Origin of the sequence: Klebsiella pneumoniae subsp. pneumoniae HS11286, from assembly GCF_000240185.1 — a bacterium.
In the GTDB taxonomy this organism is placed as follows: Bacteria; Pseudomonadota; Gammaproteobacteria; order Enterobacterales; family Enterobacteriaceae; genus Klebsiella; species Klebsiella pneumoniae.
Window position 1 is genome coordinate 1,488,455 of record NC_016845.1, and the last position, 14,122, is coordinate 1,502,576.

Annotated in this window: 10 protein-coding genes; 4 read left to right on the top strand and 6 right to left on the bottom strand. The window is 65.0% G+C overall.

All coding sequences use genetic code 11. The annotated features are described in order from the left end of the window. Positions 1-49: 49 nt before the first annotated feature. Positions 50-673 carry an enterochelin synthetase component D gene (locus tag KPHS_14360; RefSeq protein YP_005225736.1) on the bottom strand — a complete coding sequence of 208 codons (624 nt, stop codon included), beginning with the start codon at positions 671-673 and terminating at the stop codon, positions 50-52. A gap of 66 nt (positions 674-739) precedes the next feature. Next, positions 740-2,968 carry a ferrienterobactin receptor gene (locus KPHS_14370; protein YP_005225737.1) on the bottom strand — a complete coding sequence of 743 codons (2,229 nt, stop codon included), beginning with the start codon at positions 2,966-2,968 and terminating at the stop codon, positions 740-742. Between the two features lie 259 nt (positions 2,969-3,227). Here KPHS_14370 and KPHS_14380 point away from each other — a divergent pair, with 259 nt between their 5' ends. The 3 genes from KPHS_14380 to KPHS_14400 are packed head-to-tail and all read left to right on the top strand — an operon-like array spanning position 3,228 to position 8,559. Beyond that, entirely contained in the window at positions 3,228-4,436 is a 1,209-nt protein-coding gene (locus KPHS_14380) for an enterochelin esterase (RefSeq protein ID YP_005225738.1), read from the top strand. Between the two features lie 27 nt (positions 4,437-4,463). Then, positions 4,464-4,667, top strand: a complete 204-nt coding sequence (locus KPHS_14390; protein YP_005225739.1) for an invasin-like protein — start codon at positions 4,464-4,466, stop codon at positions 4,665-4,667. Between the two features lie 10 nt (positions 4,668-4,677). Beyond that, positions 4,678-8,559 (top strand): ATP-dependent serine activating enzyme, encoded by a 3,882-nt coding sequence (locus KPHS_14400; RefSeq protein YP_005225740.1) that lies wholly within the window; start codon positions 4,678-4,680, stop codon positions 8,557-8,559. A gap of 64 nt (positions 8,560-8,623) precedes the next feature. On the opposite strand, the gene KPHS_14410 is transcribed toward KPHS_14400, so the two are convergent. Genes KPHS_14410 through KPHS_14430 form a run of 3 tightly spaced genes read right to left on the bottom strand, consistent with a single transcriptional unit; the run spans position 8,624 to position 11,411 of the window. Next, positions 8,624-9,418: an iron-enterobactin transporter ATP-binding protein gene (locus KPHS_14410; protein ID YP_005225741.1), complete on the bottom strand. Its 795-nt coding sequence runs from the start codon at positions 9,416-9,418 to the stop codon at positions 8,624-8,626. Next, positions 9,415-10,407: an iron complex transport system permease gene (locus KPHS_14420; protein YP_005225742.1), complete on the bottom strand. Its 993-nt coding sequence runs from the start codon at positions 10,405-10,407 to the stop codon at positions 9,415-9,417. The genes KPHS_14410 and KPHS_14420 overlap by 4 nt, the downstream gene beginning before the upstream one ends. Beyond that, positions 10,404-11,411 carry a ferric enterobactin transport protein gene (locus KPHS_14430; RefSeq protein YP_005225743.1) on the bottom strand — a complete coding sequence of 336 codons (1,008 nt, stop codon included), beginning with the start codon at positions 11,409-11,411 and terminating at the stop codon, positions 10,404-10,406. Before KPHS_14430 ends, KPHS_14420 begins: the two co-directional genes overlap by 4 nt. Before the next feature lie 112 nt (positions 11,412-11,523). Between KPHS_14430 and KPHS_14440 the strand changes: the two genes are divergently transcribed. Then, the gene (locus KPHS_14440; RefSeq protein ID YP_005225744.1) at positions 11,524-12,765 is read left to right on the top strand and encodes an enterobactin exporter EntS; all 1,242 of its coding nucleotides are present in this window, start codon (positions 11,524-11,526) and stop codon (positions 12,763-12,765) included. A 260-nt stretch (positions 12,766-13,025) separates the two neighbouring features. On the opposite strand, the gene KPHS_14450 is transcribed toward KPHS_14440, so the two are convergent. Beyond that, the gene (locus tag KPHS_14450; RefSeq protein YP_005225745.1) at positions 13,026-13,985 is read right to left on the bottom strand and encodes an iron-enterobactin transporter periplasmic binding protein; all 960 of its coding nucleotides are present in this window, start codon (positions 13,983-13,985) and stop codon (positions 13,026-13,028) included. Positions 13,986-14,122: the final 137 nt, after the last annotated feature.

Consider the following 14,122-nt stretch of genomic DNA (forward strand, 5'->3'; position numbering starts at 1 on the left):
TTTCGCCGTCTAAAACCGATAACCCGTGCGGAATGCCGCGCGGGTTTTTTTACGGCGCGCAGAGCGTGATGATGTATTCCCCTGCCTGAATCCATTGCAGCCGATACTCCACGGTGGAGAGCCGAAGACGCAGATTTCCTTCCTTTATTGCAGCCAGCGTAAAATCGTTAAAACCGACGCCCGCCTGTACGTCGGGATGGCAGGCCTTAAACCCACTCTCTTTTGCCGAAAACGCCAGCGTCAGCGCCAGCGGGAAGGGCAGGCCGCTGCGCAGCAGCGCCGTTTTTTCCGCCGGGCTGATAATGCTGCTCTCCAGCTCCGCGGCCAGCTGTGGGGTAAACCGGCGCTCGATATCGACGCCCACCGGCCGATCGGCGATCACCGCCAGCGCGCGCTGGCCGCAATGACTTATGCTGCCGAACCAGGGCGTGGGCCACAGCGGCTGGCGCTGGTCGCCGATGGCGGGAAGCCGTTTCTCCCCCACCTCGCGCAGGGCGTATGCCGCGGCGATGCGTCCGGCCAGGTGCTCCGCCTGCCGCTTGCGGCCCCACCCGGTCAGGCTGGCGTGATAGGGCAGCCAGAACAGATCTTCAGGCTGGAAAGTCGCCGGGTCGAAGTCGATCTGCTGGATGGTATAGCCGGCCAGAGGCAAAACGGTGCGATGGTGGCGCATAGGGTAAGGTTACCGCGGTTGCCCCCGCCCTTTGTCCAGCAAGGGCGGGGGAGGGAGAACCCGCTATCAGAAGTGGGTGTTGACGCTCAGGTACCAGGTGCGGCCCGATTCATTGTAGGTCTCGGCGCCGGCGCCGTACATCGTGCCGGTGGCGCCCCCGGTGGTCTGGGCGTTGCCCGCGCGCCAGTGGCGCTTATCGAAGACGTTATCCACGCCGCCGGTCAGACTGACGTATTTGGTGACGTCCCAGGTCGCGCTCAGGCCGAGGATGCTGTAGGGGCTAACCTCGTTCTTCTCGCTGCCGGTGACCGGTTGACCCTTGTAGTTGTACTTCTTCGGCTCCTGCTTGCCGTACCAGGTGAAGGTCGACTGCAGCGAAACGTCATCGCGAACCTGCCAGCTCAGGGTGGAGTTCAGCGTGTATTCCGGGATAATCGACAGACGATCGCCGGTCTTTTTGTTCTTACTCTGCAGCATATAGGTGATGTTGTTGGTCCAGTTGACGGTCTCGCTCACCGGAACGTTCAACGTCCCCTCCAGACCTTCCACCACCGCTTTCGGCACGTTTTCCCACTGGTAGAGATCGGTACCTTTATTGTTTTGATAGACCGGAGCATAGCCCGCTTCAATCTTGTTGCGGTAGTCGTTGCGGAACCAGGTGACGCCCGCCAGCCAGCCGTCGCGTTTAAACTCGAGGCCAATCTCTTTGTTGATGCTGGTCTCGGCTTTTAAGTCGTCGTTACCCTGCAGATAGCAGCCGTCTTTACTGGCATAGCAGCCCTGGCCTTTACTGTAGAGAATGTAGTTCGGGTTGGTCTGATACAGGCTCGGCGCTTTATAGGCGCGAGCGATACCCATCTTCAGCGTGAAGTCGTCCCACAGCCCCTGCGACAGGTTGAGGGACGGGCTCCAGTTATTGCCGACAATGCTGTGATGATCGAAACGCAGCGCCGGAGTCAGCATGGTGGTGTCGGTCAGCTCCATGTTGTTCTCGGCGAACAGCGAGAAGATTTCCGCCTGCGAGTACGGGCTGCGGCCGGTGCTGTCGTAACCCGGAATTTCGCCTCCCGACAGCGCCTGGGTGTTGGACGCGTTATCCTTCATCCGCTGTTGATTCCACTCGCTGCCCAGCGTCAGGTTCTGATTAACCAGGTAGTCGAACGGGATACTGACTTCACTGTGCAGCATCACATCTGACAGATCGATATCCGAGAACTGATTACTGTTAAAGATCCCCTCGGTGCCCCCGGCCAGGCCTTCGCCTTTGCGCGAGTTGCGGGTGCGCTCGTACTGCGCCCAGTTGCTGGTGGTCACCCCGTTGTCCCGGGCGCCGTTCCAGGTGACCGAGTAGGTGTTGCGGTACAGCCGGTTGGTCTCTTTACCGTAGTTCTCTTTTACCAGGTCGTTGGTGTTGGTGTTCTGGGTGTCGCCAGCGTAGAGGTTGCCCTGGCGGCTGTAGCCGGCCTCAAACTCCAGCGACTGCATCGGAGCGAATTCCCAGCGCACCAGACCATCGATGTTTTTGTTTTTCACCCCTTCGCGCCCGGCCGGCAGGGTGTCGGCATAGATCCCGGTACGTTCGGACTGATGGCCCTGGTTGATATCCCAGGCGTCGGCCTGCGTTTTGTCGAGGTTACCGAACAGGCGGAAGCTAAAATCGCCGCCCAGCGGGCCGCTGAGGCTGAAGTTAGTGCGTTTGGTGGAGCCTTCATCCTTGTGCTCCGGGGCGTTCATATAGGTGTTCCATGAGCCGTGCCACTCATCGCCGGTTTTTTTGGTGATGATATTCACCACGCCGCCGGCGGCGCCGTTGCCGTAGCGGGCGGCGGCCGGGCCGCGAATCACTTCGATACGTTCGATCATCTCCGGCGGCACCCAGCTGGTATCGCCGCGGGTGTCGCGCTCGCCGCGCCAGCCAAGGCGCACGGAGTTGCGGCTGGTGACCGGCTTGCCGTCGATCAGGATCAGGGTATTTTCCGGGCCCATGCCGCGGATATCAATCTGGCGGTTGTTGCCGCGCTGGCCGCTGGTGGAGTTGCCGGTCAGGTTGACTCCCGGCATGGTGCGAATGATCTCCGAGACGTCGCGCGCCGGGGGGCGTTTGCGGATCTCATCGGCGGTGATGGTGGAGACGCCCGGCGCCTGCAGGTTCTGCTCGGCGGCGGTGACCACCATGGTCTCTTCAGCGGCGCTGTTTTTATCGTCGGTGGCGGTTTCCGCTGCGCTTAACGGAAAAGCAACCCCGTAAATTCCCAGATTGACCAGCAAGGCCAGGGATTTGATCCTGTTATTCATTGTTATTCCTGCTTTTTGTCGCCACGTTCCCCAAACGCCCCTTCCCACCGGGAGGGGAGGCGGCATAAATGTTGCCAAAAGCGGGCAAAGGCACTCCGTCGCTGGCTGAATAAGCCCGATTTGACATGTTCTGATGAAAGACGCGCTTCCCACGGCGCGCTAATACGCTATTGCAAATGCAAATAGTTATCAATAATATTATCAATAAATAATGACAATTAATTAAAAAAGTCACGCTATACATAGGGTTAATGACAGAATGTTAAGGACAGGAAGCGAGGAGTGGTGGCAAACCCTGCGGGGGCCGCAGTGCCGCGCAGTGGATGGCGCCATCGAGGTAACGTTCTGGTGGCGGGACCCGGCGGGGGATGAAACCTGCTCTCCCCATCGTCGGGTATGGCTCTATATCACCGGCGTGACCGACCACCATCAGAATGCGCGTCCGCAATCGCTGCAACGTCTCCCCGGGACCGACGCCTGGTTCTGGCGCACTACGCTGTCGCCGACCTGGCGCGGCAGCTACTGTTTTATTCCCTCCGACCGTGACGATGATTTTTCCCCTGAGGTGTTCAGCGCTGATGCGCCCGACCGCGCGCTGCTACGCGAAGGCTGGCGCAAACTGCTGCCGCGGGCGATAGCCGATCCGCTGAACCCGCACAGCTGGCGGGGCGGACGCGGCCATGGCGTGTCCGCCCTGGAGATGCCGCAGGCCCCCGCGCAGCCCGGCTGGGACCCGCTTAATGAGGCGCATCCTGCCGCCCGTTGCCTTGAGTGGCGCAGCGCGCGTCTGGGCAACCATCGCCGGGTCTGGATCTACACCACCGGCGAGGCTGTCGACCCGCAAACGCGGCCGCTGGCGATCCTGCTCGACGGCCAGTTCTGGGCCGAGAGCATGCCGGTGTGGTCGCCGCTGGCCGCCCTGACCCGCGAGGGGAGACTGCCGCCGGCGGTCTACCTGCTGATCGACGCGATCGACAACCAGCGCCGCGGGGTTGAGCTGCCCTGTCACCGCGATTTCTGGCTGGCGGTGCAGGAGGAGCTCCTGCCGCTGGTCCACGGCTATGCCCCGTTCAGCGACCGCCCGGATCGGACGGTGGTGGCCGGGCAAAGCTTCGGCGGTCTGGCGGCGATGTTCGCCGCTCTCAACTGGCCGCAGCGCTTTGGCTGCGTGCTCAGCCAGTCAGGCTCCTACTGGTGGCCGCACCGTGATGGCCGCGGGACGGGCTTTATCGGCGAACAGCTTCGCCAGGGTGAGGTGTCCGCGGCCGGGCTGCGCGTCTGGCTGGAAGCGGGCCAACGCGAACCGATCATTTTTCGCGCGAACCAGGCGCTACTGGCGCAACTCACCACAACACAGCAGACGATTTTCTGGCGTCAGGTTGACGGCGGGCATGATGCGCTTTGCTGGCGCGGCGGGCTGACGGCAGGGCTTATCCAGCTCTGGCAGCCTCTGCTGTCGCACCCTTAGCATCGCGTTTTACGACAGGAGTTTGATATGCAATTCAGTAACCCCTTCGACAATCCGCAAGGGCAGTTTTACATTCTGCGCAATGATCAACAGCAGTACAGCCTGTGGCCGGCGCACTGCGACCTGCCTGCCGGCTGGACGGTGGCGTGCCCCCCGCAGTCGGCCGAGGCCTGCAACGCCTGGCTGGCGGCCAACTGGTCAACCCTGACCCCCGCCCATCATGCGTCATAAGGAGCTGACAATGACCACTCGTTTACCGTTGGTTGCCGCGCAGCCGGGGATCTGGATGGCCGAGCGCCTCTCCACTCTGCCAGGCGCCTGGAGCGTGGCCCACTATGTTGAACTGCGCGGCGCCCTCGACCCGACGCTGCTGGGAAAAGCGATTGTCGCCGGTCTGCAGCAGGCGGACACCCTCAGCCTGCGCTTTGAGGAAGAGGAGGGGGAAGTCTGGCAGTGGCTGGCGGCCGACCGCACCTTTGCCGAACCGTCGATCATTGACCTGCGTACGGCGCCGGATCCGCATCGCGCCGCCACGGAGCGGATGCAGGCGGACCTGGCGCAGGATCTGCGTGTCGACGGCGGCAACCCGCTGGTGTGCCATCAGCTGCTGCGCGTCGGCGACGACCGCTGGTACTGGTATCAGCGATATCACCACTTGCTGGTGGATGGCTTCAGCTTCCCGGCGATAACCCGGCAGATCGCCGCCATTTACCGCGCCTGGCAGCGGGGGGAAGCCACTCCTGAGTCGCCTTTCACCCCCTTCGCCGAGGTGGTGGACGAGTACCAGCGCTACGCCGGCAGCGAGGCCTGGCAGCGGGATAAAGCTTTCTGGCAGGCCCAGCGCCAGGCGTTACCGGCGCCTGCCTCACTCTCTGCCGCGCCGCTGGGCGGGCGCGCCGCCGGGAGCGATATCTGGCGGATGAAGCTGGAGATGAACGCCGACGCCTTCCGCCGCCTGGCCAGCCATGCGCCGCAGTGTCAGCCCGCTGACCTGGCGCTGGCGCTCACCACGCTGTGGCTGGGCCGCCTGTGCAACCGGATGGACTACGCGGCGGGCTTTATCTTTATGCGTCGGATGGGTTCAGCCGCGCTGACCTCGACAGGGCCGGTGCTCAATGTCCTGCCTCTGGCGGTGCATATTGACGCCCGGGAGACGCTGGCGGACCTGGCGATGCGCCTCGCCGCTCAGCTGAAAAAGATGCGCCGCCATCAGCGCTATGACGCCGAGCAGATCGTCCGCGACAGCGGCAAAGCGGCAGGGGACGAACCGCTGTTCGGCCCGGTGCTGAACGTCAAAGTCTTTGATTACCAGCTGGATATCGATGGTGTGCAGGCAGTGACCCACACCCTCGCCACCGGCCCGGTCAACGATCTCGAGCTGGCGCTGTTCCCGGATGAGACCGGCGGGCTGTCGCTGGAGATCCTCGCCAACAAGGCCCGGTACGACGAAGCCGAGCTCCGTCGCCACATGGCGCGACTGACCGCGCTGCTGGCGCAGTTCGCCGCCGATCCGACGCTGCGCTGCGGCGAAGCAGAGATGCTCTCCGCCGACGAGCTGGCCCGGCTGGCGGCGGTCAACGATACCGCTGTGCCGCTGCCTGCCACCACCCTCAGCGCGCTGGTGGCCGACCAGGCGCGGAAGACCCCGGATGCGCCGGCGCTGGCGGACGCCCGCTGGCAGTTCAGCTATCGCGAGATGCGTCAGCAGGTGGTGGCGCTCGCGCAGCTGCTGCGTCAGCGCGGCGTGAAGCCTGGGGACAGCGTGGCGGTGGCCCTGCCGCGCTCGGTGTTCCTGACCCTGGCGCTGCACGGCATTGTCGAAGCGGGGGCCGCCTGGCTGCCGCTGGACACCGGCTACCCGGACGACCGCCTGCGGATGATGCTGGAAGACGCCCGGCCGTCGCTGCTGATCGCCACGGAGGATCAACTGGCCCGCTTCAGCGATATTCCGGGGCTGGAAAGCCTCTGCTACCAGCAGCCGCTGGCCGCCGGGGATGACGCGCCGCTGGCGCTGTCAAAACCAGACCATACCGCCTACATCATCTTTACCTCCGGCTCCACCGGGCGGCCGAAAGGGGTGATGGTCGGCCAGACCGCCATCGTCAACCGCCTGCTGTGGATGCAGGATCGCTATCCGTTATCTGCCGACGACGTGGTGGCGCAGAAAACGCCGTGCAGTTTCGACGTGTCGGTGTGGGAATTCTGGTGGCCGTTTATCGCCGGCGCGCAGCTGGTGATGGCCGAGCCGGAGGCGCACCGCGACCCGCAGGCGATGCAGCAGTTCTTCGCCCGCTACGGCGTGACCACCACCCACTTTGTGCCGTCGATGCTGGCGGCGTTTGTCGCCTCGCTGGATGCCGACAGCGTCGCTGCCTGCCGCACGCTGCGGCGGGTATTCTGCAGCGGCGAAGCGCTGCCGACGGAATTGTGCCGCGAGTGGGAGCGCTTGACCGGCGCGCCGCTGCATAACCTGTACGGCCCGACGGAGGCGGCGGTGGACGTCAGCTGGTATCCGGCCTGCGGCCCTGAGCTGGCGGCCGTGACCGGCAGCAGCGTGCCGATTGGCTGGCCGGTGTGGAACACCGGGCTGCGCATTCTCGATGCCGCGATGCGCCCGGTACCGCCGGGGGTGGCGGGGGATCTTTATCTCACCGGCATCCAGCTGGCGCAGGGCTATCTGGGGCGCCCGGATCTCACCGCCAGCCGCTTTATCGCCGACCCGTTTGCCCCCGGCGAGCGGATGTATCGCACCGGCGACGTGGCGCGCTGGCTGGCGAACGGCGCGGTGGAGTACCTTGGCCGCAGCGACGATCAGCTGAAGATCCGCGGGCAGCGCATCGAGCTTGGCGAGATTGATCGGGTGATGTCGGCCCTGCCGGACGTGGGGCAGGCGGTGAGTCACGCCTGCGTCTTCAACCAGGCGGCGGCGACCGGCGGCGATGCCCGACAGCTGGTGGGCTATCTGGTCTCTGACTCCGGCCTGCCGCTGGATACCGCGGCGCTGAAAGCGCGGCTGGCGGAACAGCTGCCGCCGCATATGGTGCCGGTGGTGCTGATGCAGCTCGCTGAGCTGCCGCTGAGCGCCAACGGCAAACTGGACCGCAAAGCGCTGCCGCTGCCGACCCTCGGCGGCGAGCGCAGCGGTCGGCCGCCGGAGCCCGGCATGGAAACTCTTGTCGCCGCCGTCTTCAGCCAGCTGCTGGGCTGCGAGGTGAACGATATCGACGCCGATTTCTTCGCCCTTGGCGGTCATTCGCTACTGGCGATGCGCCTGGCGGCACAGCTCAGCCGCCAGCTGGCGCGGCAGGTGACCCCGGGGCAGGTGATGGTGGCCTCGACGGTGGGCAAACTGAGCGCGCTGCTGGCCGCCGATCTCAGCGATGAGCAGGCCCGGCGCCTGGGGCTGGATACGCTTCTGCCGCTGCGCGAGAGCGACGGTCCGACGCTGTTCTGCTTCCATCCGGCCTCCGGCTTCGCCTGGCAGTTCAGCGTGCTGGCGCGCTATCTCAGCCCGCGCTGGTCAATTACCGGTATTCAGTCGCCGCGCCCGCAGGGGCCGATGGCCAGCGCCGCCAGCCTCGACGAGGTCTGCGAGCATCATCTGCAAACGCTGTTGGCGCAGCAGCCGCACGGCCCTTATTACCTGTTCGGGTATTCGTTGGGCGGCACCTTAGCCCAGGGGATTGCCGCCCGCTTGCGCCAGCGCGGCGAAGCGGTGGCCTTCCTCGGCCTGCTGGATACCTGGCCGCCGGAGACGCAAAACTGGGCGGAGAAAGAGGCCAACGGGCTGGATCCCGAGGTACTGGCGGAGATCGACCGCGAGCGCGAAGCGTTCCTCGCCGCCCAGCAGGGGCAAGCCTCCGGCGAGCTGTTCAGCGCCATCGAAGGCAACTATGCCGATGCGGTGCGGCTGTTAACCACCGCGCATAGCGCGAAGTTTGACGGCAAGGCGACGCTGTTCGTGGCGGAGAAGACGCGGCAGGAGGGGATGGATCCGCAGGTCGTATGGGGCCCGTGGGTGGGGGAACTGGAGGTGTTCAGCCAGAACTGCGCCCACGTCGATATCATCTCCCCGCAGGCCTTTGAGGCCATCGGTCCGGTGGTCAGGGAGATTCTGGGGTAACGGTTGAGTTCGGGCTACAGCAGGTAGCCCGGCTCAGCGTAGCGCAAGCCGGGGAAAGAGGAGATTACCGGCGGCCCAGCGGGACCACCAGCGGCGTATGCGCCACCGGATCTTCAATGATCGTGCAGCGCAGACCGTAAATCCGTTCAATCAGATCGGCGGTGACGATCTCCTTCGGCGCCCCCTCGGCGACGATCCTGCCGTCGCGCAGGGCGATCAGGTGGGTGGCGTAGCGGCAGGCCTGGTTAAGATCGTGCAGCACCGCCGCCAGGGTATAGCCCTTCTCGCGATTCAGCTCACTCAACAGTTCCAGCAGGTCGATCTGATGGCTGATGTCCAGCCAGGTGGTCGGCTCATCCAGCAGCATAATCGCCGTTTCCTGGGCCAGCACCATCGCAATCCACGCCCGCTGCCGCTGGCCGCCGGAAAGCGTGTCGACGCTCTGCAGCGCCAGATCGCTGATCCCGGTCGCTCGCATCGCCTTGTTCACCGCCTCTTCATCTTCTTTGCGCCAGCGGGTAAACAGCGGCTGGTGCGGATAGCGCCCGCGGGCCACCAGCTCCTGCACCGTGATATCGCCAGGGGTGGTGGCATTCTGCGCCAGCAGCCCGATGCGGCGAGCAACCTCTTTACTGGCGTACTGCTGGATCTGCGCGCCGTCGAGCCAGACGTGGCCGCTGGCGGGCGTCATCAGGCGACTGAGGGTGCGCAATAGCGTCGACTTGCCGCAGCCGTTGGGGCCGATAATGGCGGTGAAGTGACCGTCAGGGATGGTCACGTTCAGCGACTCGGCGATGGTCTTGTTCCCGTAGGCCAGGGTTAACTGCTCGCCGCGCAAACGGGAGGGGACAGCACTCATTTTTTGCGGGACTCCTGAATCAACAATGCAATAAGGTAAATACCGCCGAGGCTGACGGTTAACACGCCAACCGGCAGCTGCCACGGCATAAACAGCCGTTGGGCGCCGTAATCGGCCAGCGCCAGCAGCAGCGCGCCGCACAGGGCCGACTGGGTCAGTCCCCAGCGGGCCGTGCCGCTCAGGCGGCGGGCGATATGCGGCGCCACCAGCGCGATAAATGAGATCGGCCCGGCCAGCGCCGTCGAGGCGGCGGTGAGCACCACCGCCACCAGCATCAGCAGCAGGCGCGAACGCTCGACCTGCACCCCCAGCGCGCAGGCGGTATCGTCGCCCATCTCCAGCAGCCGCATCCGGCGAACCAGCAGGGCGCTGCCCACCAGCATCAACAGGATCAGCGGCGCCGACGGCCAGGTTTTACCCCAGGTCAGGCCGTTAAGCGATCCGGCGTTCCACAGGCCCGCAGAAAGGGCGGTCTCCAGCGAGGCGCGCAGCAGCAGCCAGGTGTTGAATGCCACCAGCATGGCGCGCACGCCGATGCCGATAATGATCAGGCGGAAGGTTTCGATCCCGTTGCGCCAGGCCAGCAGCCAGACCACCAGCGAGGTCAGCACCCCGCCGGCCATCGCCGCCAGGGCGATCGCCGTCAGGTTCTGGCCGAAGAGGACCATTGCCACCAGCACGCCGCTCCAGGCGCCGGTGTTAAAGCCCATCACGTCCGGGCTGCCGAGCGGGTTACGGGTCAGCGACTGGAAAATGGCGCCGCTGACGCCGAGCGCGGCGCCGATGAGCAGCGCCATTAACACCCGCGGCAGCCGCCATTCGTTCACCACCATCGCGACGTTGCGCGGCGCATCGCCGAACAGCGCCGAGAACACCTGGTCAATCGTCAGGGGCACCGGGCCTTGCGCCAGCCCGAGCAGGGAAATCAGCAGGCTGGCGGCCATTAGCAGCAGACAGCTGGCTATCAGGCGGCGGGACGGGGCAATCACAGGCCACCTCCCCGCGGCTGGCGGCGCACCAGCCAGATCAGCACCGGCGCGCCGAGAAAGGCGCACACCACCGATACCCGCAGTTCGCCGGGCACCAGCAGGCGGCCAATCACGTCGGCAAACAGCAGCAGGGCCGGGGTGGCGAGCAGGGTGACCGGCAGCGACCAGCGATGATCGGCCCCCACCAGCCAGCGCGCCATATGCGGCATCATCAGGCCGATAAAGGCGATGGGGCCGACGACGGCGGTGGCGCTGCCGCACAGGACGGTGATGACGATCAGGCCGATCAGCTGGGTGCGGGCGACGCGGCTGCCGAGGGCGGTGGCGGTATCGTTGCCCAGGCTCAGGCTGTTCAGCGCCCGGCTCAGCAGCAGAGCGGCGATCCCCGCCACCACTACCGGCAGCAGGACAATTTTCAGCGTTTGCAGGGTGCGGATATCCAGCGAACCGGCCTGCCAGAAGCGTAGCTGATCGTAGACGTCCGGGTTGAGCAGGGCGATGCCGTTGGACAGCCCCTCGAGTACCGCCGCAAGGGCGACCCCGGCGAGAGTGAGGCGCACCGGGCTCAGCTGACCGCCGCCCTGGCTGCCGGTAAAGGCTACCAGCAGCGAGGCGCAGAGCGCGCCGCAGAATGCCAGCAGCAGCTGCTCCTGCGGGGAAGTGATCCCAAACAGCGCCGCGCCGAGGACGATGGCGAAGCTGGCGCCGGAGTTGACCCCCAGCAGGCCGGGGTCGGCCAGCGGGTTGCGGGTGAGCGTCTGCATCAGCGCGCCGGCGAGGCCGAGGGCGACGCCGGCCAGCAGACCGGCCAGAGTGCGCGGCAGGCGCGCGTCCAGCACGATAGTGCAATCAGCGCTTTGACAGGTTCCGCTGAAGGCGGTGAATACCGTGCCGATCGGCAACGATTTGGCGCCGATGGTCAGGCTAAGCGCGGCGGCTAAGGCGAGTAATAGCAACAATCCGGGCACGGCGACAGAGCGTACCGCGGTCGTAGAAAACGACATAACTGACATCCCTGATATGATAATGATAGTAATTATCGTTATCGATTTTATTCAGCTATGGTAGCATGACCCACAGTAAAAAGGGTATTAAAAATAACGACAAGGCGCTGTAATGAACCGACAATCCTGGCTGCTCAATCTCAGCCTGCTGAAAACTCACCCGGCGTTTCGCGCCGTTTTTATCGCTCGCTTTATCTCTATTCTGTCGCTTGGCCTGCTGGGCGTGGCCATTCCGGTGCAGATCCAGATGATGACCCATTCGACCTGGCAGGTCGGGCTGTCGGTGACGCTGACCGGGGCGTCGATGTTTGTTGGTCTGATGGTGGGGGGCGTGCTGGCTGACCGCTATAAACGTAAACGCCTGATCCTGCTGGCGCGCGGCACCTGCGGCGTGGGCTTTGTCGGCCTGTGTCTGAACGCCCTGCTGCCGGAGCCGTCGCTGGCGGCGATCTACCTGCTGGGGATCTGGGACGGGTTCTTCGCCTCGTTGGGGGTGACCGCGCTGCTGGCGGCGACCCCGGCGCTGGTGGGACGGGAAAACCTGATGCAGGCCGGGGCCATCACTATGTTGACGGTGCGCCTGGGCTCGGTGATTTCGCCGATGATCGGCGGCCTGCTGCTGGCCACCGGCGGCGTGGCCTGGAACTTTGGCCTGGCGGCGGCGGGGACCTTTATCACCACCTTAACCCTGCTGCGTCTGCCGCAGCTGCCGCCGCCTCCGCAGCCGCGCGAGCATCCGCTGCGCTCCCTGCTGGCGGGGCTGACCTTCCTCTGCCGGAGCCCGCTTATCGGCGGGATTGCGCTGCTTGGCGGTCTGCTGACCATGGCCAGCGCGGTGCGGGTGCTCTATCCGGCGCTGGCCGGTAGCTGGCAGATGTCGGCCGGACAGATTGGCCTGCTGTACGCCGCTATTCCGCTCGGTGCGGCGCTGGGGGCGTTGACCAGCGGCCAGCTGGCCCAGACGGTGCGGCCGGGCGCGCTGATGCTGGCGACGACGGTGGGATCGTTTGTCGCCATTGCGCTGTTCAGCCTGATGCCGCACTGGGCATTGGGCGCGCTGTGCCTGGCGCTGTTTGGCTGGCTGAGCGCTATTAGCTCGCTGCTGCAGTACACCCTGATTCAGACCCAGACGCCGGAACATATGCTCGGGCGGATTAACGGTCTGTGGACCGCGCAAAACGTCACCGGCGACGCCATCGGCGCGGCGCTGCTCGGCGGCTTAGGGGCGGTAATGACGCCGGCGGCATCCGCCAGCGCCAGCGGCTGGGCGCTGGCGCTTGTCGGTGTGCTGCTGGTTGGGCTGCTACGCGAGCTGCGCCGTTTCCAGCGCCCGGAAATTGTCAACGAAAGTTAAGTCGGGTGCGATTGCCCGGTGGCGGCTGCGCCTTACCGGGTCTGGGGTACGGCAGGCAGGTGCAAGCTCAGTAGGCCGGGCAAGCGCCGCGCCGCCCGGCAAGGTGTGCAGGCCGGGTTCCCGGCCTGATGCCCGGTGGCGGCTGCGCCTTACCGGGCCTGGGGTACGGCAGGCCGGTGCAAGCTCAGTAGGCCGGGCAAGCGCCGCGCCGCCCGGCAAGGTGTGCAGGCCGCGTTCCCGTCCTGATGGCGCAGCCCGCGTTAGCCGAACAGGCTGGAGAGACGCTGGAGCACCAGCAGAGCGCTGTAGTAGTCAAGGCGGAAGGTCTCGGTGCCCAGCGGGTAGACGCGTTTGCCTGCGACCGCCGGGAGATGCGCCAGCAGCGGGTTGGCGTAGATGGCATCCGCATCTTTCTGGTCGCCGGCGAACAGGAACAGGCTCTGGCCGTTCAGACCGGCCGCGAGGTTCTCCCCGCCCAGCTGCACGATATCGTGGCGTTTACCCTGGCTATGGCTGGCGGGCAGGCCGCCCGGCAGCGTCGCCAGGCTAAAGCCCAGCTGTTGAAGCATCTGCCCCTGAGCCGATTCCGGCGTCCAGATATTGGCGCTGTGCGCGGCGGCGGTATAGACCAGGGCGGTCACCGGCTGCGGCGGCAGTTTCATTTTTTCTTTTAACGAAACGAGCTGTTTATTGAAGTCGGCAATGCGCGCGCTGGCCTGTTGTTCATGACCGGTGATCTGCCCCAGCTGGGTGAGCAGGGTTTGCCAGCTTTTATCGTCATAGTTGATGACCAGCGTCGGGGCGATGGTTTTAAGCTGATCGTACAGCGGCAGGGCGGAGTCGCCGCCGGTCGCGCTCACCAGGATCAGATCCGGCATCTGGGCGGCCACCGCTTCGGCGCTTGGTTCGCCGATGTACAGCCGCGCCAGCTTGCGGGCTTTGGCAACCTCGCTCCACTGGCGCAGAAAGCCCTGGCTATCGGCGACGCGGTTGTTCGGCGTGGTCGCGCCGCTGGCGACCACCGGAGCGTCAATCGCCAGCAGCGAACCGGTAAGCGTCACGCTGGTGGAGACAATGCGCAGCGGCTGACTCGGCAGGGTATGCGTCCCGTAGCTGTCGGTGACCTGGCGCGGCCAGTCCGCCGCCTGGGCTGAGGTAATTCCTAAAAGCAACAGCATGCCGGTCAGCGCACCGCGGCGGCAGAAAGAAAAGAAGTTCACGTCATCGCATCCTGATTTGAAAGGTGATAAATGCGTCTCATTTTCAACTTTGTGTCAGCAGGATGCAAGCCAAAGTGGCGGCGCCATGACGTAACGCGGTTGACATGGCGGGCAATACCTTTTAGGTTAGCCAACCA